The 22,673-nt window shown below is 73.6% G+C and carries 19 protein-coding genes; 14 read left to right on the top strand and 5 right to left on the bottom strand.

The genetic code is table 11. The features are described 5' to 3' along the window. The first annotated feature begins 11 nt into the window (after positions 1–11). The 5 genes from Cs7R123_RS25415 (at position 12) to Cs7R123_RS25395 (ending at position 4,215) form a co-directional block, all read left to right on the top strand. Positions 12–1,346: an NAD(P)/FAD-dependent oxidoreductase gene (locus tag Cs7R123_RS25415; protein WP_212830221.1), complete on the top strand. Its 1,335-nt coding sequence runs from the start codon at positions 12–14 to the stop codon at positions 1,344–1,346. Beyond that, positions 1,343–2,185, top strand: a complete 843-nt coding sequence (locus Cs7R123_RS25410) for an SDR family oxidoreductase (RefSeq protein ID WP_212830220.1) — start codon at positions 1,343–1,345, stop codon at positions 2,183–2,185. The genes Cs7R123_RS25415 and Cs7R123_RS25410 overlap by 4 nt, the downstream gene beginning before the upstream one ends. 18 nt (positions 2,186–2,203) lie before the next feature. After that, a complete protein-coding gene (locus tag Cs7R123_RS25405; protein WP_212830219.1) occupies positions 2,204–2,851 on the top strand; it encodes a LysE family translocator in 648 nt (215 codons plus the stop codon). A 54-nt stretch (positions 2,852–2,905) separates the two neighbouring features. After that, positions 2,906–3,592, top strand: a complete 687-nt coding sequence (locus Cs7R123_RS25400) for a phosphotransferase (RefSeq protein WP_244872133.1) — start codon at positions 2,906–2,908, stop codon at positions 3,590–3,592. A gap of 95 nt (positions 3,593–3,687) precedes the next feature. Further along, on the top strand, positions 3,688–4,215 hold the full coding sequence (locus Cs7R123_RS25395) for a hemerythrin domain-containing protein (RefSeq protein WP_212830218.1): 528 nt from the start codon (positions 3,688–3,690) through the stop codon (positions 4,213–4,215). Here Cs7R123_RS25395 and Cs7R123_RS25390 read toward each other — a convergent pair. Beyond that, entirely contained in the window at positions 4,118–5,446 is a 1,329-nt protein-coding gene (locus tag Cs7R123_RS25390) for an MFS transporter (RefSeq protein ID WP_212830217.1), read from the bottom strand. The genes Cs7R123_RS25395 and Cs7R123_RS25390 overlap by 98 nt on opposite strands. A gap of 47 nt (positions 5,447–5,493) precedes the next feature. After that, complete coding sequence (locus tag Cs7R123_RS25385) at positions 5,494–5,922, bottom strand: hypothetical protein (RefSeq protein ID WP_212830216.1); 429 nt, start codon at positions 5,920–5,922, stop codon at positions 5,494–5,496. A 161-nt stretch (positions 5,923–6,083) separates the two neighbouring features. Here Cs7R123_RS25385 and Cs7R123_RS25380 point away from each other — a divergent pair, with 161 nt between their 5' ends. Then, positions 6,084–6,593: a hypothetical protein gene (locus Cs7R123_RS25380; RefSeq protein ID WP_212830215.1), complete on the top strand. Its 510-nt coding sequence runs from the start codon at positions 6,084–6,086 to the stop codon at positions 6,591–6,593. 45 nt (positions 6,594–6,638) lie between these two features. After that, complete coding sequence (locus tag Cs7R123_RS25375; protein WP_212830214.1) at positions 6,639–7,970, top strand: hypothetical protein; 1,332 nt, start codon at positions 6,639–6,641, stop codon at positions 7,968–7,970. 75 nt (positions 7,971–8,045) lie between these two features. Here Cs7R123_RS25375 and Cs7R123_RS25370 read toward each other — a convergent pair whose 3' ends face one another. From Cs7R123_RS25370 to Cs7R123_RS25360, 3 genes are all read right to left on the bottom strand, one after another. Next, the gene (locus tag Cs7R123_RS25370) at positions 8,046–8,663 is read right to left on the bottom strand and encodes a hypothetical protein (protein WP_212830213.1); all 618 of its coding nucleotides are present in this window, start codon (positions 8,661–8,663) and stop codon (positions 8,046–8,048) included. Between the two features lie 221 nt (positions 8,664–8,884). Beyond that, positions 8,885–9,769 carry an EAL domain-containing protein gene (locus Cs7R123_RS25365; RefSeq protein ID WP_212830212.1) on the bottom strand — a complete coding sequence of 295 codons (885 nt, stop codon included), beginning with the start codon at positions 9,767–9,769 and terminating at the stop codon, positions 8,885–8,887. A 93-nt stretch (positions 9,770–9,862) separates the two neighbouring features. Then, positions 9,863–11,668 (bottom strand): glycoside hydrolase family 15 protein, encoded by a 1,806-nt coding sequence (locus Cs7R123_RS25360; protein ID WP_212830211.1) that lies wholly within the window; start codon positions 11,666–11,668, stop codon positions 9,863–9,865. Between the two features lie 157 nt (positions 11,669–11,825). Between Cs7R123_RS25360 and Cs7R123_RS25355 the strand changes: the two genes are divergently transcribed. The 7 genes from Cs7R123_RS25355 to Cs7R123_RS25325 all read left to right on the top strand — a co-directional run bounded on the left by Cs7R123_RS25355 (position 11,826) and on the right by Cs7R123_RS25325 (position 22,673). Further along, positions 11,826–13,667 carry a glycoside hydrolase family 3 N-terminal domain-containing protein gene (locus Cs7R123_RS25355; protein ID WP_244872132.1) on the top strand — a complete coding sequence of 614 codons (1,842 nt, stop codon included), beginning with the start codon at positions 11,826–11,828 and terminating at the stop codon, positions 13,665–13,667. A 207-nt stretch (positions 13,668–13,874) separates the two neighbouring features. Continuing rightward, positions 13,875–15,266 (top strand): alkaline phosphatase PhoX, encoded by a 1,392-nt coding sequence (locus Cs7R123_RS25350; RefSeq protein ID WP_244872131.1) that lies wholly within the window; start codon positions 13,875–13,877, stop codon positions 15,264–15,266. Between the two features lie 145 nt (positions 15,267–15,411). Continuing rightward, positions 15,412–16,218, top strand: a complete 807-nt coding sequence (locus Cs7R123_RS25345; RefSeq protein ID WP_212830209.1) for a TIGR03084 family metal-binding protein — start codon at positions 15,412–15,414, stop codon at positions 16,216–16,218. After that, the gene (locus Cs7R123_RS25340) at positions 16,215–17,951 is read left to right on the top strand and encodes an acyclic terpene utilization AtuA family protein (RefSeq protein ID WP_212830208.1); all 1,737 of its coding nucleotides are present in this window, start codon (positions 16,215–16,217) and stop codon (positions 17,949–17,951) included. Before Cs7R123_RS25345 ends, Cs7R123_RS25340 begins: the two co-directional genes overlap by 4 nt. Continuing rightward, positions 17,948–19,546: an acyl-CoA carboxylase subunit beta gene (locus tag Cs7R123_RS25335; RefSeq protein ID WP_212830207.1), complete on the top strand. Its 1,599-nt coding sequence runs from the start codon at positions 17,948–17,950 to the stop codon at positions 19,544–19,546. The genes Cs7R123_RS25340 and Cs7R123_RS25335 overlap by 4 nt, the downstream gene beginning before the upstream one ends. A 5-nt stretch (positions 19,547–19,551) precedes the next feature. Then, positions 19,552–21,519 (top strand): biotin carboxylase N-terminal domain-containing protein, encoded by a 1,968-nt coding sequence (locus tag Cs7R123_RS25330; protein ID WP_212830206.1) that lies wholly within the window; start codon positions 19,552–19,554, stop codon positions 21,517–21,519. Continuing rightward, positions 21,516–22,673 carry an acyl-CoA dehydrogenase family protein gene (locus Cs7R123_RS25325; RefSeq protein WP_212830205.1) on the top strand — a complete coding sequence of 386 codons (1,158 nt, stop codon included), beginning with the start codon at positions 21,516–21,518 and terminating at the stop codon, positions 22,671–22,673. The genes Cs7R123_RS25330 and Cs7R123_RS25325 overlap by 4 nt, the downstream gene beginning before the upstream one ends.

Here is a 22,673-nt window from a genome sequence, read left to right as displayed (position 1 = left end):
GGGAGGGTGCGATGAGCCCACGCGTCGCCGTCATCGGCGCCGGTCCGGCCGGACTTGCCACGCTCAAGGCGCTGGCCGACCGCGGTGTGCCCGCGGTGTGCTTCGACGCCGGGGCGCAGGTCGGCGGCTTGTGGGTGTACGGCGCCCCGCACTCCTCGGCGTACCGGACGCTGCACCTGAACACCAGCAGGACCCGCACCGAGTTCGCCGACGCGCCCATGCCCGCCGACTGGCCGGACTACCCCGACCACGGCCGCATCGCGGCCTACCTGCACGACTACGCGGTCCGGTTCGATCTGCTCAAGAGCGTGTGCCTGCACCACACCGTGACCGAGGTGGTCCGCGACGGCGACGGCTGGCGCGTCACCGCGTTCAACCCCGACGGCGCCGTCGCCGTGCACGTCGAGGCGGTCGTGGTCGCCAACGGCCACAACAGCCGCCCCCGGCTGCCCGAGCCCGCCTACCCGGGCACGCTGACCGCCGAGCAGCTGCACAGCCATGACTACCGGGGCCCCGACCAGCTCGCCGGGCGCCGGGTGCTGGTCGTCGGCGGCGGCAACTCCGCCATGGACATCGCCGTCGACGCCTCGTACGTCGCCCCGCGCACCCTGCTGTCGGTGCGCCGCGGCGTGTGGATCGTGCCCAAGCACCTGTTCGGCAAGCCGTCCGACACCCTCAACGGCGCGCTGGCCAAGCGGCTGCCGTGGCGGCTGCGCCAGCGCATCAGCCAGACCATGCTGCGCGCCGCCGTCGGCAGGCCGTCGCGCTACGGCCTGCCCGACCCCGAACACGGCTTCCTGCAGGACCACCCCACCCTGTCCGACGCGCTGCTGTCGCGGATCACCCACGGCGAGATCGGCGTACGCGATGGGATCAAGGGTTTCGACGGGCAGACCGTCACCTTCGCCGACGGGCGCACCGACGAGATCGACCTGGTCGTGTGGTGCACCGGCTACACCATCGACCTGCCGTTCCTCGACCAGGCGCTGCTCGCGCCCTCGGCCGAGCGGATGCCGCTGTTCCGGCACGTGTTCCACCAGGGCGAACCCGGGCTGATGTTCGTCGGGCTGATGCAGTCGACCGGGTCGGCGCTGCCGGTGGTCGAGGCGCAGGCCCGGCTGGCCGCCGCGTACGTCGCCGGGCGGTACGCGCTGCCCGACCCGGCCGCGCAGGCCGCCGACATCATCCGCGAGCACGCCGCCGCCGCCGACCGCTGGGGGCAGCGCCGCCCCGCGATGCGCATCGACTTCGACGCCTACCTCGACCTGGCCGCCGGGGAGCTGGCGCGGGGCACCGCCCGCGCCATCCGCGGCCAGGGCGTGAGCTGGAAGGGGAACAACCGATGAGGACGCTGCGCGGACAGCGGGCCGTGGTCACGGGGGCCAACGGCACGTTCGGGCGGATGCTGTGCGAGCGCCTGGCCTCGGCCGGGGCCCAGGTCGTCGGCCTGGACCTGGTCGGCGGGCGGATCGGCGACACCCCGGTGATCGCCTGCGACCTCACCGACGGCGCCCGCGCCCGCGAGGGGGTGGCGCAGGCGGTGGAGCTGCTGGGCGGCCTGGACCTGCTGGTCAACAACGCCGGGGTGGGTGGCCCGGCCCCGGCCGAGCTGCCGCCGGGCGAGGCGGCCCGCCGCCAGCTGGAGGTCAACCTGATGGCGGCCTGGCACACCACCGCCGCCGCGATCGCGCCGCTGGAGCGCAGCCGGGGCCGGATCGTGTTCGTGTCCAGCCGGATGGCGCTGCTGCCGCTGCCGCTGGCCGCCGCGTACGGCGTGAGCAAGCGCGCCCTGGTCGCCTACGCCGACGCGCTGCGCCTGGAGGTCGGCTCGCACATCGGCGTGTCCGTCGTGTACCCGAGCATGGTCGCCTCGCCCATCCACGACGCGTCGGCGCAGGCCGGCCTGTCGCTTCAGGGCGTCTCCCGGTTGGAGCCGGTCGAGGGCGTGATCGCCGCGATCCTGGGCGCCGCCGTCGCGCGCCGTCCCCGCCGCGACATCGCCACCACCGGCCGGGGCCGGGTCGAACTCTTCGTGGCCAGGCACTTCCCGGCCCTGGCCGCCCGCATGGTGCGCCGCACCATCACCGCGCGCATCGCCGCCGGTGACCTCGACGCCGCCCCGCTGGCCGGGGGCATGCTGCGCCGGGCGGGACGGCAGCCGCACGCCGAGCACGCGCCACGCTGAGATCGGTACGCTGCCCCGATGACGGTCGGCTCGGCTCTGCTCTCGTTCACGCTCGTCGCCGCCGTGGTGACGATCATCCCCGGGGTCGACACGGCCCTGGTCCTGCGTACCGCGGTCGTGCAGGGACGCCGGCTGGCGCTGGCGACCGCGCTGGGTATCTGCACCGGCGCGCTGATCTGGGGCACCGCCGCCGCAGCGGGCATCTCGGCCCTGGTCACCGCCTCGCACACGGCGTTCACGGTGATCCGGGTCGCCGGTGCGGGGTATCTGCTGTGGCTGGGCGCGGTCATGCTCCGCGACGCGTGGCGCCGCCGTGGGTCCGACCTGGACGGTCAGGCGGCGCAGCTGCCGCAGTCCGCCCGGCGCGCGTTCCTGCGCGGCCTGGGCACGAACCTGCTCAACCCGAAGGTCGGCGTCTTCTACGCCGCGATGCTGCCGCAGTTCCTGCCCGCCGGGGTGGCGGCACTGCCGATGGGTGTGCTCATGGCACTCATTCACGATCTGGAGGCCATGGTCTGGTTTGGACTGATCATCGGCGGGGTCGGCCTGGCCCGCCGCTGGCTGGTCGGGGGAGCGCCCGCCGCCGTACGGGTCCGCCGTGCCATCGACGCGGTCGCCGGAACGGTCCTCATCGGACTCGGTGTGAAGCTCGCCACGTCCAGCTGAGCGATCCCTACTGGACGTTCACGCTTAGTCGCGATGGAATACCGGTGAGCTACTGTGCGGAAGGGGATCGCTGAGGTGGTGCCGGAACTCGTGCTGGTGGGCCGGGGGCGCAGCGCCAATGTATACGCCGTCGACGACGGCAGGGTCCTACGTCGCTACCGCGACGGCGGCGACACCGCGGCCGAGGCCGCGATCATGGGGTACGCGGCCGCGCACGGCCTGCCCGTGCCGCATGTCTACCAGGCGCAGGGCCCAGACCTGATCATGGATCGGCTGGACGGGCCCAGCCTGCGCGACGCGATGCTCGACGGCAGCATCGACATCGACGCGGGTGCGCAGATCCTGGCCGGGCTGCACTCGCGGCTGCACGCCGCGCCGACCCGGCCCGGGGCCGCGCCCGGCAGCCGCCTGCTGCACCTGGACCTGCACCCGGACAACGTCATCCTGACCGACGAGTGCCCGGTGGTCATCGACTGGCGCAACGCCGCCGACGGGCCGCCCGACCTCGACGTGGCGATGTCCGCGCTGATCGTGGCCCAGGTCGCCGTCGGCGGGGAAGCCGCGCTGGCCGACGCGGCCCGCCGCTTCGTGTCTGCGCTGCTGCGCCACGCCGAGGGCGATCCGCTGCACCAGCTGCCGCGTGCCGTCGCGATCCGCGAACTGGACCCGAGCCTGACCAGGGTCGAGCTGGCCCAGCTGGGCCTGGCGGCGGAACTGGTCCGCAGCTCGCGCCGGAGCTGACCGCCCGCGACGCTGCGGTACTGTGGCCGCAGCGTCGCGGTGCGCCCGGCACGAAGGCCGCCGAGGGCATGGAGGCGCCGAACCCGAGGACGGGCATGTCCACCACCTCCGAGCCGTACGAGCGGATCATCGCGTACGGCGGCCACCTCATCGACATCCACGAGGGGCTGCGCGAGCAGCTCGCCCGCCTGCGCGCCGACGTCGACGCGCACCTGGCCGGCACCGCGCCCCCGCCGGGCGACCTGCCGCCGCGCGACCTGCCGACCCACTGCCTGGCGTTCTGCACCGCGCTGCACCGCCATCACACGGCCGAGGACGGCAACGCGTTCACCGCGCTGGCCCGGCAGCGCCCCGACCTGGTGCCCGTCCTCGACGAGCTGCGCCGCGACCATGTGCAGATCAACGCGGTGCTGCACCGCCTGCCGGAGATACTGGCCAAAGTGCCGGCGGCGGCGGGCGACCCGGCGCGCTCGGCCCGGCTGCGCGCCGAGCTCGGCGGCCTGGCCGCGCTGCTGGAGTCGCACTTCACCTACGAGGAGCGCAAACTGGTCGCGGCACTCGACCGCCTCGACGCCGGCGGTGCCACCACCGGTCACCTGCTCGGGGCCGACCCGCCGGACTGATCCGCGCCCGGTCGGCCCGCCGCAGGGGCGTGAGCAGGCCGATCAGCGCGGTCACCGCGCACAGCGCCCCGGCGGCCGACAGCGTCGCCGCCACCCCGAACCTGGCCGCGGCGGCCGTCAGCGCCGCCGCGCCCAGCGGGGCTAGCGCCGAGTGCAGCGTCCAGAACGCCGAGGTCACCCGGCCCAGCAGGTGGGCCGGGGTCACCTCCTGCCGCAGCGACATCGACGAGATGCCGCCCAGCGACGTGCACAGCATCACCAGCGCCAGCAGCACCGCCACCGGCACCACGCCGCCCGCCCAGCCGACCGCGGCGATGCCCGCGCCCGCGACCGCGTTGGCGGCCACCCAGGTCGGGCCGAAGCCCAGGCGGCCGCGCACCCGGGCCACCAGCAGCGACGCGGCCAGGCTGCCGACGATCCCGGTGGCCAGCACGTACCCGACGACGCTGTCGTCTCCGCCGAGGCCGTGCTTGACGTGGTACACGATCACGTCGTTGAGGCCGAGCAGCAGTCCGGACACGATCGTCAGCAGCACAGTCAGCCAGCGCAGCACCGGGTGGCCCGCGATGAACCGCACCCCGGCCGAGAACACGGCGAACAGGCTCTCCGGCTCGCGCGGCGCCGCCGCGACCGGCGTACGCACCCGGATCAGCGCGATGCACACCGCGGACACCGCGAACGTGGCCGCGTCGAACGCGATCGCGGGCGCCGGACCGAACCGCCCCGACACCAGGCCCGCCAGTGCCGGACCGACCAGGAACGCCGCCGAGTACGACGCGTACAGCCGCCCGTTGGCCCGGGTGATCTCCTCCGGCGGCACCAGCCCCGGCACCACGGTCACATACGTCACCTGGAACACGTTGCCGAACGCGGCGGCCAGCGGCATCACGACGTACAGCGGCCACACCACCGGATACGCGGTCCACAGCACCGGCACGGCCGCGTACAGCGCGAACCGAGCCACGTCGCAGGCGATCAGCAGCCGCCGCCGGTCGAACCGGTCGGCCAGCACCCCGGAGAAGACCCCGGTCACCAGCGCCGCCGCGCCGCCGAGCGCGGTCACCACGCCCATCTGCGCCACCGAGCCGGTGGCATGCAGCACCAGCAGCGGGATCGCCACGAACGAGAACGAGTCGCCCAGCGCCGACAGCGTCTGCCCGACCAGCAGCGCCGAGAAGCCCGGCCGCCGCCACAGCGATACCGCGGGCACCGCGGCCTCGGACACCGACATCCGTCACCCCCAGGGTCGTGGACGTCGGACCCTACCGGGCGCGGACCTCAGGCGCGGGACAGGGGCAGCACCACGTGCTGCGCGTCGTCGGCCTCGATGCCGTCGTAGCGCTGCCACACCCGCAGCAGCCGGTACGCCAGCGGCGCCCCGAGCGCCAGCGGCAGCAGGAACACGGCCCCGGCCAGCGTCGCGATCCATACCGCCAGACCGATCGCGACCGTGACCGTCGCCCACAGGAACCCGGCCCGCAGCAGCTTGCCGCGCCGGGCCTCGGCCATGCTCGCCGCCCACACCGGCACCGACCGGCCGCAACCCGGGGCCGCGCACCGGAAGTGCAGCGTGGTGCTCTCGTCCCGGGGCCGCTTCACCTCGATCATCGCGTGCTCGGCCTGGAAACGCGCCCCCTCGTACGACGCGGCGCTGTCGCGCATGTGCATCAGCCGCCTGCGGCTGAGCTCTTCAACCTTCAGGAACACGGTCGACCTCGACAACGGAGAGCGGATGGCGGCCTGGCTACTGTCAATATGGCCAAGTCCAGCCCATCGCGACCGCTGCGGCGACCGTCCGATCAGGTCGATCGCGGCGCCGTCCGGTGGACGGGCAGTGCGGCGCCGTCCGTCGTGTCACACTGCGAGACATGTCGATGGGGGTATGGTGGCGGGCTCTGCTCGTGACCGCTGGGGCGGCGAGCCTGCTGATGGTGGGGCTGGCCATGGTCAGTCATGGGCTGGACGGTTACTACACGGTGTTCGCGCTGGTGCTGGCGCTCGGCGGGGTCCTGCTGCTGTGGCTCGGTGCCACCGGCCGGGCACTGGGCTGGGCGTGGGCGGCCGTCGCGGTGCTGACCCTGGTGGGGCTCGGGGCCAGCCTGCTGGCGGAGCGCACCGGGATCTGCTGCATGTTCGGCTACCACCGGGGCCTGGGCTACCCGTGGCCGTGGCTCACCAGCCACGCCGAGGCCGACACGCTCGTCGCGATCGAGGCCGTCGCCGCCTCGCCGCAGGACCTGGCCAAACAGGTGGACCTGCTGTACCTGCTGGCCGACGCGGCGTTCTGGGGCGAGGCCGCGCTGCTGCTGGTCACCCCGCTCGCTCTGCTGCTGCGCCGGGCGCCGGAGCCCGTGCCTGGAAAGGCTCCGCTACCGTAGCGGCGCTCGTCCATTATCGACTGTCAACCAACGGGGGAGACAATCTTGCGTAGAAGTCGACGTTCCATCAGGGTCGCGCTGGCGGCCCTGTCCATGCTGGCCGGCGTCGGGGCGGTGGCGGTCGCCGCCGCCCCGGCCGCGGCGGGTCCCGGCGTCCCGACCGGGTCGAACGCCAGGCCGGGGACTCCCACGGCGCTGATGGTCGGCGACACCGCCTGCGGCACGCCGGGCGGCGTCCTGACCAGCAGCGACGAACCGGTGCTCAGCGCCGAACTCAGCCACCCCGACCGCGACGGGCGGTATGCGACGTTCGCGGTGTGGCCCGTGGACGCCCCCGCGCACCGGACCATGTTCCGCCACGTCGGCCCGGTCACCGCGGCCGACCCCCGCGCGCGGTTGCGGCTGCCCGCGGACCTGCTGGCCGACGGGCGCTACGCGTTCGCGGTGAAGGCCCGTGACGAGGACGCGGCCACTCCGTGGTCGGCGCCCTGCCGGTTCACCGTGGACACCACCGCCCCCGCCGGTGACCTGCGGATCACCTCGGCCGACTACCCGGACGACGGTGCCGAGCACGGTGGCGGCGGGGTTGCCGGCTCGTTCACGTTCACGATGGCGGGGGTGCCGGACCTGGCCGGGTTCCTCTGGGGTGTCGAGGGGCCGTACACGTTCGTGCCGGCCGGGCCGGGCGGGACGGCGACGGTCGGCTTCACTCCCGACCGGGCCGGGCCGACCTGGCTGTCGGCGGTCGCGGTCGACCGTGCGGGCAACCTCAGCGAGCAGTCGAACTTCCGGTTCCTGGTCGCCGACAACGCGCCGGTGGTCACCGACGCCGACGCGGACGCGTGGCCGGGGCAGCCGCACCACCTGACCTTCACTCCGGCGATGGCCGGGGTGGTGTCTTACGTCTACCAGGTCGACTATGGTCCGGAGCAGGTCCTGCCTGCGGCCGCCGACGGCAGCGCGCAGCTCGTGTTCACGCCGGTCAATCCGTACACCGATCTGCTGGTGCGCAGCGTGACAAGTGGCGGGGTGCGCTCCAGCGCGGCCTCGTTCGGTGTGGCGGTGCTCTCGCGACCGGTGGTGGCCTCGACGGACTGGCCGCGCAACGAGCCGGGCGCCCCGTACGGCAGCACCGGCACGTTCAGCTTCCAACCGCACGCGGCGGGCGTGGTCGAGTACGTCTACCGGTTCGACTTCGGGGCGGAGCAGATCGTCCCGGCGGGCCCGGACGGCACCGCGACCATCAGCCACACCCCGGCCAGGTCCGGCGATCACACCCTGATCGTGCAGTCGCGCAGCGCCGACGGCACCACGTCGGACGCGGCCTACTACTCGTTCCTGGTGCCCGGCGACGGCCCGACGGAACCCGCGCCGTAACTCCGCTCCGTTCGCGGAGCAGGCCGGTCGGCCCCGCAGCGGCCCGGTGCCGTTGCGGAGCCGACCGTCGTGGTCCTATTCCTGGGCTTCGAGCAGTCGGCACACCTGGTCGTAGCGGGTGACCACGCGCAGGAAGTCCTCGCTGTCGGCCGCGCCGATCTCCTTCAGCTGCTGGTACGTGTCGACCGCCGCGACGGCGAGCTGCCGGGCCTCGGCCGCGACGGCGGGCCCGCCCCACTTGGCGAGCATGAGCGCGAGCCGGCTCCTGGCGTCGGCCGTCATCGCCGCCGCGGCGGCCAGGTCCGGCACGGCGCTGCCCGCGCTGAACGCCCCGCGCGGGATGACACGGTCGAGGGCGGCCGCCTGCGGGTCGACCTCGCCACCGCTGAGCTCGAGGTATGACTCCAGCGCCCGGCGCGCCACGGCGACCGCCTCGGCGCCGCGCCCGGCGTGGTCGAGCATCGCGGCGTGGTTGTACAGCTTGCCCGCGAGCTGGGCCAGGTGCTCCTGGTTGTCCGGCTCCAGCTGGCGCAGGTGCAGGATCGTCTCGATCGCCTGCTGGCTGGGCCTGATCGCCTCCAGCGGGCGCCCGGCCCGCAGCAGCGCCATCGCCCTGGTGGCGTGGTCGTTGGCTTGATCCTGCAACCGCTGTAGCTTCCGTTCGTTGCGCCCCGCCGCATTGAAGAAGCTCACGGGCCCTCCCCAGGTCCTCGATCAAGTTCGGATCAATCCTATATGGACTCACCGGTGTGATCGCGGACACCACCCCGACACGCCGGACGCGCTCCATCGAGTGTGCAGTTTCGGGGAAAGTGCACGAAATCAGCCCCGCATTCGAGCACTTTCCCCGAAACTGCACGATCGCGACCGCGACGCGCGGCGGGGCGGGGCGGCGCGGGTGCGAGGTGGGCGGGTCAGGCGGTGTGGCGGGCGAGGGTCTCGTGGCAGCGGCACGGTGACGGCCAGTTCAGCAGCCGGGGCGGCTCAGGGCGGTACTGGACGCGGTCCAGGGCGCGCAGCGTCGCGGCGGGATCCGGGGCCGTCTCGGCGGGCCCGCCGTCGCTGAACCAGACCGGTAGCGGTCCGGGGTGCCCGAACAGCCAGCCCTGGCCGAGTGAGGCGCCCAGCCACAGTGCGGCGCGCAGATGATGGGTGTTCTCGATGCCCTCGGCGACCATGACCGCCCCGGTGCGCCGGGCCTGGGCGCGGACGGCGGCGATGACGTCGAGCGAGGTGGGTGTCTTGCAGTGCTGGACCACGCTGCGGTCCACCTTCAGCACCTCGGGGGCGATGGCCCGCATGGCCTGGAGGCTGGCCGGGTCGGCGCCGATGTCGTCCAGGGCGATGAGCATGCCCCGCGCCCGGATGTCGCGTACGGCCAGCAGCAGGCCGTCCGGGTCGCTGATCAGTTTGCGTTCGGTCAGTTCGACCACGATGCGCAGGCGCTGTGCCGCCGCGATCAGGTCGCGGCGCAACGCGGCCGGCGGCGGTGTCCGCACGGTGGCGGGTTCGGCGTTGACGAACAGCGGCAGGCGGCAGGTGAGCCCCGCGCCCAGCGCCGCCCGCAGGGCGGCGATCCGGCAGGTCCAGTCGAGTTCGGCGGTGCGGCCGGTGGCGGCGGCCAGGGCGAACAGGGCGTCGGGGGACTCCAGTGGCGTGCCGGCCGGTCCGCGGGCCAGTGCCTCGTACGCGACGGTGGTTCCGGTACGCAGCGACACGATCGGCTGGAAAACCGGACGAACGTCGCAGTTCTCTATGATGTCGTGCAGCAGCGTGTCGCAGTCTTCGGTGATGCGCATGGTGCCGCCCCCGCCCTGGTGCAGCCGGCCTGTGCGCAGGCCCTCTGTGCGCAGGCCCTCTGCCCAGAGTAGGCCCTGACCAGGGCGGTAGCGCTAGTGCCTGGGCGCCGGATGTCCGTCGGTGGGCGGCGGGGCGAGCAGGGGGCCGAGCACCCGCGCGGTGTCGATCAGCGGGACGTGGCTGAACGCCTGCGGGAAGTTGCCGACCTGGCGCCGGGCGAGCTGGTCGTACTCCTCGGCGAGCAGCCCGACGTCGTTGCGCAGGCTCAGCAGGTGCTCGAACAGCTCGACGGCCTCGTCGCGGCGCCCGGCCAGCGCGTAGTTCTGCGCCAGCCAGAACGTGCAGGCCAGGAACGCCCCCTCGCCCGCGGGCAGGCCGTCGACCCCGACCCCGGGCGGCTGGGTGTAGCGCTGCACCAGGCCGTCGGACATCAGTTCGCGCTCGATGGCGGCGACGGTGCCGCGCATCCGCTCGTCGGTGGCGGGCAGGAACCCGACCAGCGGCATCATCAGCAGGGACGCGTCGAGCTCGCGGGAGCCGTAGAACTGGGTGAAGGTGCCGCGGCGCGCGTCGTACCCCCGGGTGAGGATGTCGGCGGCGATGTCGTCGCGCAGCGCGCGCCAGCGGTGGGCCGGTCCGGCGGAGCCGAACTGGTCGACGGTCTTGACGGCGCGGTCGGCGGCCACCCAGGCCATCAGCTTGGAGTGGGTGAACTGCTGGGAGCCGCCGCGCACCTCCCAGATGCCGTCGTCGGGGCGGTCCCAGTTGTGGGCCACGAACTCCATCAGCGCCGTCTGCAGCGCCCACGCCTGCTGGTCCTCCTCCAGCCCGGCCTTGCGGGCCTGGTGCAGGGCGTCCATGACCTCGCCGTAGACGTCGAGCTGGAACTGCTCGGCGGCGGCGTTGCCCAGCCGCACCGGGCCGCCGCTGTAGCCGGGCAGCCAGTGCGCGATGCGTTCGGGCAGGTAGCGCTCGCCGGCGACGCCGTACATGATCTGGAGCTGGGAGGGGTCGCCCGCGATGGCGCGCAGCAGCCACGACCGCCAGGCGCGGGCCTCCTCGACGTAGCCGGAGTAGAGCAGCGACTGCAGGGTGATGGTGGCGTCGCGCAGCCAGCAGTACCGGTAGTCCCAGTTGCGCACCCCGCCGAGCTGCTCGGGCAGCGAGGTGGTGACGGCGGCGACGATCCCGCCGGTGGGGCCGTAGGTGAGCGTCTTGAGGGTCAGCAGCGAGCGGGTGACCGCGTCGCGCCACGGCCCCTCGTAGTGGCAGCCGGCGATCCATTCGCGCCAGTACGACTCGGTCTCGGCCAGCGCGGTCTCCGGTTCCACCGGCTGCGGCACGGGCAGGTGCGACTCGCGCCAGGTGAGCACGAACGGCACCCGCCGGCCCGCGTCGACGGTGAAGTCGGCGACGGTCGCGAGGTTCTCCCCGTGTACGTCCACGGGTGTGCGCAGGTACACCGCGTCGGGTCCGGCGACGCCGACGGTGTCGGGCCCGACGCGCCGCACCCACGGCACGACGTGGCCGTAGTCGAAGCGCACCCGCAGGTCCATCCGCATCGGGACGCTGCCGTGCACGCCCTCGACGATGCGCACGATGTCGGCGGCCTCGCCGCGCGGGGGCATGAAGTCGATGACGCGCACCGTGCCGGTGTCGGTGTCGAACTCGGTCTCCAGCACCATCGTGTCCCCGCGGTAGCCGCGGCGCACCGCCCGCACCTCGTGCGCGGGGGCAAGCTGCCAGCGGCCGTGGTCGGGGGTGCCCAGCAGGGCGGCGAAGATGGCGCCGGAGTCGAAGCGGGGCAGGCAGAGCCAGTCCACGGAGCCGTCCCGGCCGACCAGTGCGGCGGTCTGGGTGTCGCCGATGACGGCGTAGTCCTCGATGCGCAGTGGCATGTGAGCCTCCCGCCCCGACGCTACCCGGCGGACGCACCGCCAAACGTGCCTTCCGCATCGCGGGAGCGTTCCCACGGTCGGTCGGGAAGCGACATAATGTGGTGCTCCTTTACCATCCCACCCGTCCCGCCCCACCCCTCACGTTCCGGGAGAACCCGTGAAGAAGGCTGCGCGCCGCTGGTCGCTGCTGGCATTGGCCCTGGTCCTGCTCGCTGCGGGCCTCACCGGATACGTGCTGTGGTCCGGTGGCGACAGCGGGTCCAAGCCGTACCAGGACGCCACCCGCCCGGTCGCCGAGCGCGTCGCCGACCTGCTGGGGCGGATGACGCAGGCGGACAAGCTCGGCCAGATGACCCAGGCCGAACGCGCGTCCGCCTCGGCCTCCGACATCACCGACTTCCGGCTCGGGTCCATCCTGTCCGGCGGCGGCTCCACGCCCGAGCCGAACACCGCGCAGGCCTGGGCCGACATGAACGACGAGTTGCAGCGCGGCGCGCTGGCCACCCCGCTGGGCATCCCCATCCTGTACGGCTCCGACGCCGTCCACGGCCACAACAACGTGCGCGGCGCGACCGTCTTCCCGCACAACATCGGCCTCGGTGCGACCCGTGACCCGAAGCTGGTGCAGGACATCGGCCGGGCCGTGGCCGAGGAGGTCACCGGCACGGGGGTGGACTGGACGTTCGCGCCGTGCCTGTGCGTGGCACGCGACGACCGCTGGGGCCGCACCTACGAGTCGTTCGGCGAGACCCCGGACATCCCCGCCGCGATGACCGCGATCATCACCGGTTTCCAGGGCGACAAGCTCGGTGGCGGCCCCACCTCGATCCTGGCCACCGCCAAGCACTACGTCGGCGACGGCGGCACCACCGGCGGCGACGACCAGGGGAACGCCGAGCTGACCGAGGCGCAGCTGCGCGAGATCCACCTGCCGCCGTTCAAGGCGGCCGTCGACCGCGGCGTCGGCTCGGTGATGGTGTCGTTCAGCAGCTGGAACGGCCAGAAGCTGCACGGCCAGAAGTACCTGGTCACCGATGTGCTCAAGGGCGAGCTGGGCTTCACCGGGTTCGTGGTGTCGGACTGGAACGCCGTCGACCAGCTCGACGGCCAGGAGGGGTTCACGGCCGACGAGGTCGCCACCGCGATCAATGCCGGGATCGACATGGTGATGGTGCCGGAGAAGTGGCAGGAGTTCCTGACCACCCTGAAGGGCGAGGTCGACAACGGGCACGTCCCCATGGCCCGGATCGACGACGCGGTCAGGCGCATCCTGACCAAGAAGTTCGAGCTGGGCCTGTTCGAGCACCCGATGACGAACCGGGCCTACACCGACAGCGTCGGCAGCGCGGAGCACCGGGCACTGGCCCGGCAGGCGGTGCGCGCCTCGCAGGTGCTGCTCAAGAACGACAAGGGCGTGCTGCCGCTGGCCAGGGGCGGCAAGGTCTTCGTGGCCGGCAAGAACGCCGACGACCTGGGCAACCAGTCCGGCGGCTGGACCATCACGTGGCAGGGCGGGTCGGGCCCGACCACCGTGGGCACCACGATCCTGGACGGCATCCGCGAGGTCGCCGGGCCGGACACGACAGTCACCTACGCCCGTGACGGCAAGGGCGTCGACCGCAGCTACCGGGCCGCGATCGCCGTGGTGGGCGAGAAGCCCTACGCCGAGTACGAGGGCGACCGGCCCGACGGCCTGCGCCTGGACGACGAGGACCGGCAGACCATCGCCAACCTGCGCGCCGCGGGCATCCCGGTGATCGTGGTGCTGGTCTCCGGCCGACCGCTGGAGATCGCGTCCGAGGTGCCGGGGTGGAACGCGCTGCTGGCCGCCTGGCTGCCCGGCACCGAGGGCGCCGGGGTCGCCGACATCCTGTTCGGCGTCGGCGCTCCGACCGGCAAGACCCCGATGACCTGGCCCGGCGCGAAGGCGCACGAGCCTATCAATCCGGGGGACGGCCAGCCGGCCCTCTTCCCGCAGGGCTTCGGTCTGGGGTACTGACCAGGCGATCCAGGTTCGCCGCACCGCCGGAGGGATGCATTATCGCCGATGTCTTCCCGACGGCGGTGCGCTGTGACCGCAACCCAACATTTGGTTGTTGTTCGCCAGGATGCGGGATAAAACCTGAGGGCTGTTCCCGTACGCGGCATTGCATGTCTGCATCGCATGTCTGCATCCCTGGCGAAACTCCTGGAAGGCCCCGTCACCGTGAGCACCCCACTGTCCCGCCGCAACCTGCTGCGCGCCTCGACCCTCGGCGGTATCGGCATCGCGTTCGCCGGTAGCGCCGCCGCCATCGCCGGTCCCGCCTACGCCCACCCGAAGGTCGCCGGCTACGGCCCGCTGGTCACCGACCCGGCCGGGGTCCTGTCGCTGCCCGAGGGCTTCTCGTACCGCATCGTCGCCGAGGCGGGCGTGACCGTCCTGGAGTCCGGCGAGTTCACTCCCAGCGACGCCGACGGCACCGCGGTCTTCCGCACCCCGGGCGGCTACACGCTGGTCAACAACCACGAGATCGGCGGCGGCGAGCCCTTCGGCGTGCCGCCGCTGCCGGGCGTGACCTTCGACCCGGGCGCGGCGGGCGGCACCACCAACATCGACGTGGACCAGCACGGCAACCGCGTCCGCGAATACGTCAGCCTCGCGGGCACGCACAACAACTGCGCGGGCGGCATCACCCCCTGGGGAACCTGGCTGACCTGCGAGGAGACCGAGCAGCGCGCCGGTGGCGTGTTCCAGTTCGACCACGGCTGGGTGTTCGAGGTCGACCCGCACGACCGCGCCGCCAACCTCTCGCCGGTGCCGCTGAAGTTCCTGGGCCGCTACGCGCACGAGGCCGTGGCCGTGGACCCGAAGACCAACGAGATCTACCTGACCGAGGACGCCAGTGGCCCGCACGGGCTCTACTTCCGCTGGGTGCCGCCGAAGCACTTCAAGGGCCGCAAGGGCGAGCTGCGCCAGCTCGCGCTCGGTGCGGGCGGCGACACCGCGGGCACCCTCCAGGCGATGAGCGCGTCGCTGGACGGCATGCACATCAACGACCTGTCCCAGGCGCTGACCCCTGGCACGAAGTACAAGGTGACCTGGGTGGACGTGCCGGACCGGCTCGCGGTCACCACCTCGGTGCGCAAGCAGTTCACCGACGACCAGGTCACCCGTGCCCGCAAGCTCGAAGGCCAGTGGTACGGCGACAAGGGCGTCTACTTCGTCTCCAGCTACGCGCGCATCAGCGACGGCAGCGTCAACGAGCACGACGGCCAGGTGTGGTTCTACGACCCGAAGCGCGAGACCATCGAGCTGGTCACCATCTTCGGCGTGAACGCCGACCCGAAGGCCGAGGGTGCCTTCGACGGTCCGGACAACATCACCGTGTCGCCGTACGGCGGCCTGATCCTGGCCGAGGACGGCGAGGGCCTGTCGCACCTGGTCGGCGTCAGCGAGAAGGGCGAGACCTACCCGCTGGGCCGCAACGAGGCCAGCGAGAGCGAGTTCACCGGCCCGACGTTCACCGACGACGGCCGCATCCTGTTCGCCAACATCCAGTCGCCGGGCCAGGTGTTCGCGATCACCGGCCCGTGGGGCCGCAAGAAGGACTGCTGACCGCGGTCCCGCTCGTCATCCGCGCCCCGCTCCGGCCGCCTCCGGAGCGGGGCGCGGTTTCGTCTGCCGGTACCCGTGCTTAAAAATCAAGCGTGCTTGACTTTTTCTCACCCCGAGGCGAGGCTTGCCCCGAAGGGGGTGCCCCATGGCCGAACTGGCGGCGCTGCTGGACGACCTGGCCGCCGAGGGCCGCGTGGTGGACCGGCTGCTGCTCGACCTGCCCGAGTCAGGCTGGGCCGCGCCGACCCCGGCCCCGGGCTGGACCGTGGCGCACCAGATCGCGCATCTCGCCTGGACCGACCACCAGGCCCTGCTCGCCGTCACCGACCCGCCCGGCTTCGCCGCGCAGATGGCCGAGCTGCTGGCCGCCGACCCGCTCGGCTTCGTCGACACCGGTGCCCGGGACTGGGCCCGCACCCCGCCGGTGCCGCTGCGGGCCCGCTGGCGGCAGGGCCGCCACGACCTCGCCGAGGCGTTGCGGGCGCTGCCGCCCGGCGCCCGCGTCGCCTGGTACGGCCCGCCGATGAGCGCCGCGTCCATGGCCACCGCCCGGATCATGGAGACCTGGGCGCACGGGTACGACCTCGCCGACACCCTCGGCGTCGTCCCCGAACCCACCGGCAACCTGCGCCACATCGCCCACCTCGGCGTACGCACCCGGGACTTCGCCTTCCACCTGCACGGGCTCGACGCACCCGCCGAGGAGTTCGCGGTCGAGCTGACCGGGCCGGACGGGCAGCCGTGGCGCTGGGGACCGCCCGGTGCCGCCCAGCGCGTCACCGGGCCCGCACTGGACTTCTGCCTGCTGGTGACCCAGCGCCGCCACCGCGCCGACCTGGCCGTGACCGCCGACGGCCCCGACGCCGACCGGTGGCTGGACGTGGCGCAGGTGTTCGCCGGGCCGCCCGGCGCGGGCCGCGCGCCCGGCCGGGGTGCGGGCGGTGCCGCGTGAGCGCGCCGCTGCGGATCGCCAACGCGTCCGGCTTCTACGGCGACCGGTTCTCGGCCGTGCGCGAGATGCTCACCGGCGGCCCGGTCGACGTGCTCACCGGCGACTACCTGGCCGAGCTCACCATGCTCATCCTCGGCCGCGACCGGCTGAAAGACCCCTCCGGCGGATACGCCAGGACGTTCCTGCGCCAGATGGAGGACTGCCTCGGCCTGGCGCTGGACGCCGGGGTGAAGGTGGTGACCAACGCGGGCGGGCTCAACCCGGCCGGGCTGGCGCAGGCGCTGCGGGAACTGGGCGAGAAGCTGGGGCTGGCGCCCCGGATCGCGTACGTGACCGGCGACGACCTGACCGCGCGGGCCGCCGAGCTCGCCACCGGCGCCGGCACGCCGCTGACGGCCAACGCGTACCTCGGCGCGTTCGGGATCGCCGCCGCGCTGCGGGCCGGGGCCGACATCGTGGTCACCGGCCGGGTCACCGACGCGTCGCTGGTCGTCGGCCCGGCCGCCGCGCACTTCGGCTGGGCGCAGGACGACCTGGACGCCCTCGCCGGGGCGGTGGTGGCCGGGCACGTCATCGAGTGCGGCACGCAGGCCACCGGCGGCAACTACGCGTTCTTCACCGAGCACGACCTGACCCGGCCGGGCTTCCCGATCGCCGAGGTGTACGCCGACGGCTCCAGCGTGATCACCAAGCACCCCGGGACGGGCGGCGCGGTCACCGTCGGGACGGTCACGGCACAGCTGCTGTACGAGATCGACTCCCCGCGCTACCTCGGCCCCGACGTCACCGCCCGCCTGGACACGGTCGTGCTCGCCGACGACGGCCCCGACCGGGTGCGCATCAGCGGCGTACGCGGCGAGCCCGCGCCGTCCACGCTCAAGGTCGGGCTGAACACCCTCGGCGGGTTCCGCAACGACGTCACGTTCGTCCTGACCGGACTCGACGTCGAGGCCAAGGCGGCGCTGGTCCGGGCGCAGCTGGAGGCGGCGCTGCCCCGCCCGCCGCGCGTGCTGGCCTGGCGCCTGGCCCGCACCGACCACCCTGACGCGGACGGCCAGGAGGAGGCGAGCGCCCTGCTGCACGCCACCGTCAAGGACCCCGACCCGAAGCTGGCCGGCCGGGCCTTCTCCGGCGCCGCCGTCGAACTGGCCCTGGCGAGCTACCCGGGGTTCACCGTCACCGCCCCGCCGTCCGACGGCACCCCCTACGGCGTCTTCACCTCCGTGTCCGTCCCCGCCGCCGAGGTCCCGCACGTCGCGGTCCTGCCGGACGGCACCACCGTGCCCATCCCGCCCGCCCCCGTCGCCGCCGCCCCGCCCGCCTCCGCCGCGCCGGGAGCGCTCACGCCTTCGGCGTCAGGAAGGGGCCCTTCCGCATCAGCTGGCGAAAAGAAGGCCTCGGGGACGCGGCGGGGGGCGTTGGGGCTGGTGGCGGGGGCGCGCAGCGGCGACAAGGGCGGCAGCGCGAACATCGGCGTCTGGGTGCGCACCGACGCCGCCTACGCGTGGCTGGTGGCGGCCCTGACGGTGGCGCAGCTGCGGCGTCTGCTGCCGGAGGTCGGTGAGCTGCCGGTGACGCGGTACGAGCTGCCGAACCTGCGGGCGATGAACTTCGTCGTCGACGGGCTGCTCGGCGACGGGGTGTCGGCGGGCACCCGGTTCGATCCGCAGGGCAAGGGCCTGGGGGAGTGGCTGCGCTCCCGGTACGTCGACATCCCCGAGGAGCTGTTGTGACCGTGCTGCGTTCCACCCTGGACAGCGCGTCGGCCGACTACGCCGCGAACCGGGCCGCGATGCTGGACAAGCTCGCCGAGGTCGACGCCGAGCACGCCAAGGCGCTGGCCGGGGGCGGCCCGAAGTACACCGAGCGGCACCGGGCGCGGGGCAGGCTGCTGCCGCGCGAGCGGATCGAGCTGCTGGTCGACCGGGACTCGCCGCTGCTGGAGCTGTCGGCGCTGGCCGCGTACGGCACCGAGTTCCCGGTCGGGGCCAGCGTCGTCACCGCCGTCGGGGTGGTCGAGGGCACCGAGTGCGTCATCGTCGCCAACGACCCGACCGTACGCGGCGGCGCCTCCAACCCGTGGTCGCTGCGCAAGACGCTGCGCGCCATGGAGATCGCCCGGACCAACCGGCTGCCGCTGGTCAACCTGGTCGAGTCCGGCGGGGCCGACCTGCAGAACCAGAAGGAGATCTTCATCCCCGGCGGCCAGGTGTTCCGCGACCTGACCCGGCTGTCGGCCGCGGGCGTCCCGACGGTCAGCATCGTCTTCGGCAACTCGACCGCGGGAGGGGCGTACGTGCCCGGCATGAGCGACCACGTCGTCATGATCCGCGAACGGTCGAAGGTGTTCCTGGCCGGTCCGCCGCTGGTCAAGATGGCCACCGGCGAGGACGCCGACGACGAGTCGCTGGGCGGCGCGCAGATGCACGCCCGGGTCTCCGGCCTGGCCGACCACCTGGCCGGCGACGAGGTCGAGGCGATCGGCCTCGGGCGGCGGATCGTGGCGAACCTGCGCTGGCGCAAGCTCGGCAGCCCGCCGTCCCTGCCGCCCGACGAGCCGCGGTACGACCCGGAGGAGCTGCTCGGCATCGTGCCGCCGGACCTGCGCCGCCCGTTCGACCCGCGCGACGTGATCGCCCGGTTCGCCGACGGCTCGCGGTTCGACGAGGTCAAGCCCGACTACGGCCCGAGCCTGGTCACCGGCTGGGCCAGCGTGCACGGGCATCCGGTCGGGGTGCTGGCCAACGCGCGCGGGGTGCTGTTCAGCCAGGAGTCGCAGAAGGCGGCCCAGTTCATCCAGCTGGCCAATGTCGCGCGCATCCCGCTGCTGTTCCTGCACAACACGACCGGCTACATGGTCGGCACCGACTACGAGCAGGGCGGCATCATCAAGCACGGCGCCATGATGATCAACGCGGTGTCCAACAGCACCGTCCCGCACCTGTCGTTGCTGATCGGCGCGTCGTACGGCGCCGGGCACTACGGCATGTGCGGGCGGGCGTACGACCCGAGGTTCCTGTTCGCGTGGCCGTCGGCGAAATCGGCGGTGATGGGGGCGGCGCAGCTCGCGGGCACGATGTCGATCGTGGCCCGGCAGGCGGCCGCCGCGGCCGGTCGGCCCTACGACGAGGACGCCGACCGGGTGGTGCGGACGATGGTGGAGAACCAGATCGAGGCCGAGTCGCTGCCCATGGTGCTGTCCGGGCTGCTCTACGACGACGGGGTCATCGACCCGCGCGACACCCGTGCCGTGCTGGGGCTGTGCCTGTCGGCGGTGCAGAACGCGCCCGACCCCGGTCCCGGTCCCTACGGAATATTCCGGATGTGACGGCGATGATCACTCGACTGCTCGTGGCCAACCGGGGCGAGATCGCCCGCCGGGTCCTGCGCACCTGCCGCGACCGGGGCATCGCCACCGTCGCCGTCTACGCCGACCCCGACGCCCGCGCCATACACGCCCGCGAGGCCGACCTCGCGGTGCGGCTGCCCGGGGCGGCGGCGGCCGACACATACCTGCGCGGCGACCTGATCGTCGCGGCGGCGCTGGCCGCCGGGGCCGACGCGGTGCACCCCGGCTACGGGTTCCTGTCCGAGAACGCCGCGTTCGCGCAGGCGGTGCTCGACGCCGGGCTGACCTGGGTCGGGCCGTCCCCGGCCGCGATCGAGGCGATGGGTTCGAAGGTCGCCGCCAAGAAGCTGATGGCCGCCGCCGGGGTGCCGGTGCTGCCGGAACTCGACCCCGCCGCGATCACCGAAGCCGACCTGCCGGTGCTGGTCAAGGCGTCGGCGGGCGGCGGCGGCCGGGGCATGCGGGTGGTGCGCACCCTCGCCGAGCTGCCCGCGCAGGTCGAGGCGGCGCGCGCCGAGGCCGCCGCCGCGTTCGGCGACCCGACGGTGTTCTGCGAGCCGTACCTGCCCGCCGGGCGGCACATCGAGGTGCAGGTCCTGGCGGACGCGTACGGCACGGTGTGGACGCTGGGGGAGCGCGACTGCTCGATCCAGCGCCGCCACCAGAAGATCGTCGAGGAGGCGCCCGCGCCGGGCCTGGCCGACGCGGTCCGCGAGCGCCTGGCCGAGGCGGCGGCCGCCGCCGCCCGCGCGATCGGATACACCGGTGCGGGCACGGTCGAGTTCCTGGCCGGGCCCGACGGCTTCCACTTCCTGGAGATGAACACCCGGCTCCAGGTCGAGCACCCGGTCACCGAGGCCGTCACCGGCGTCGACCTGGTCGACCTGCAACTGTCGGTCGCCGAGGGCGCCGCGCTGGACCCGGTGCCGCCGCCGGTGCGCGGCCACGCGATCGAGGTCCGGCTCTACGCCGAGGACCCCGCCCGCGACTGGCGGCCGCAGACCGGCCTGCTGCGCGAGTTCGCCGTGCCGGGCACGGCGGCGCAGTTCGCGCCGGTACGCGGGCTGCGCCTGGACAGCGGCGTCACCGCCGGGGACACCGTCGGCGTGCACTACGACCCGATGCTGGCCAAGCTGATCGCCTGGGCGCCGAGCCGGGCCGCGGCGGCCCGTACCCTCGCCGGGGCGGTGGCGGCCGCGCGCATCCACGGCCTGGTCACCAACCGCGACCTGCTGGTCCGGCTGCTGCGCCACCCGGCGTTCCTGGCCGGGGACGTCGACACGTCGTTCCTGGCCACCCACGACCTGGCGGAGCTGTCCCGGCCGCTGGCCGACGAGCGCGCGGTGCGGCTGTCGGCGATCGCCGCCGCGCTGGCCGCCGCGCACACCGAACGCGACCGGGCCCGCGTGCTCGGCACGCTGCCGCTCGGCTGGCGCAACCTCGGCTCGGCCCCGCAGCGGCGCGCCTACGACGGCCCGTACGGCCGCGAGGAGGTCGCCTACCGCCCCGGCCGCGCCGGGACCACCGTCGACGGCGAACCCGGCCTCACCGTCGGTGAGGTCACCGCCGACCGGGTCGAACTGCTGGCCGGCCCGCTGCGGCACACCTTCGCCGTCACCGCGTACGACGCCCTGACCTGCGTCGACTCCCCGCTCGGCCCGGTCGCCCTCACCCCGGTCGACCGCTTCCCGCAGGCCGCCCCGGCCACCGAGCCCGGCTCGCTGGTCGCGCCGCTGCCGGGGTCCGTCATCCGGGTCGCCGCCGCCGAGGGCGACACCGTCGCCGCCGGGCAGCCGCTGCTGTGGCTGGAGGCGATGAAGATGCAGCACGAGATCACCGCCCCGGTCGACGGCGTGCTCACCAGCCTGCGGGTCGAGGTCGGCCGCCAGGTCGACGTCGGCGCCGTGCTCGCCGTGGTCACCCCCGCCCCCGCCCAGGAGGACCAGCCATGACCCTGCCCGAGACCGACGAGCGCCGCGCCCTGCGCGAGGCCGTCAGCGCCCTGGGCGCCAAGTACGGCCACGACTACTACGTGCGCAACGCCCGCACCGGCGGCAAGTCCACCGAGCTGTGGCGCGAGGCCGGGCAGCTCGGCTACCTCGGCGTGCACGTGCCCGTCGCGTACGGCGGCGGCGGGGGCGGCATCGGCGATCTGGCCGCCGTCTGCGAGGAACTCGGTGCGGCGGGCTGCCCGCTGCTGCTGATGGTCGTCTCCCCGGCGATCTGCGCCACCGTCATCGCCCGGTTCGGCACCGAGGAGCAGAAGCGGCGCTGGCTGCCGGGCCTGGCCGACGGCACGCGGGTGTTCGCGTTCGCGATCACCGAGCCGGACGCGGGTTCCAACGTCCACGAGCTGGCCACCACCGCGACCCGCGACGGGGACGGCTGGCGGCTGACCGGGCGCAAGACGTACATCTCCGGGGTCGACGAGGCCGAGGCGGTGCTGGTGGTGGCCCGTACCGCCGACGAGCGCACCGGGCGGCTCAAGCCGGTGCTGTTCGTCGTGCCCACCGACGCCGCCGGGTTCGGCGCCAGCCCGATCCCGACCGAGCTGGTCGCGCCGGAGAAGCAGTTCGACCTGTTCCTCGACGACGTCGCGCTGCCCGGCGACGCGCTGGTCGGCAGCCCCGACGCCGGGCTGATGCAGCTGTTCGCCGGGCTCAACCCCGAACGCATCCTGGCCTCGGCGTTCGCGCTCGGCATGGCCCGCCACGCGCTGGGCAAGGCCGTCGACTACGCCCGCACCCGGGCGGTATGGGGTGTGCCGATCGGCGCCCACCAGGCGATCAGCCACCCGCTGGCCGCCTGCCACATCGAGGTCGAGCTGGCCCGGCTGATGGCCTACCACGCCGCCAACCTCTACGACGCGGGCGAGGACCAGGCCGCCGGGGAGGCCGCCAACATGGCCAAGTACGCCGCGGGCGAGGCCGTGGTCAAGGCGGTCGACCAGGCCGTGCAGACCCACGGCGGCAACGGCCTGTCCACCGAGTACGGCCTGGCCACGCTGCTGGTCGCGTCCCGCCTCGGGCGCATCGCCCCGGTCAGCCGGGAGATGATCCTCAACTTCGTGGCCCAGCACAGCCTCGGCCTGCCGCGCTCGTACTGA

This window comes from Catellatospora sp. TT07R-123, assembly GCF_018327705.1.
GTDB lineage: Bacteria > Actinomycetota > Actinomycetes > Mycobacteriales > Micromonosporaceae > Catellatospora.
The sequence above is the reverse complement of the archived record's forward strand: the minus strand, read 5'-3'. Positions and strand labels throughout refer to the sequence as shown.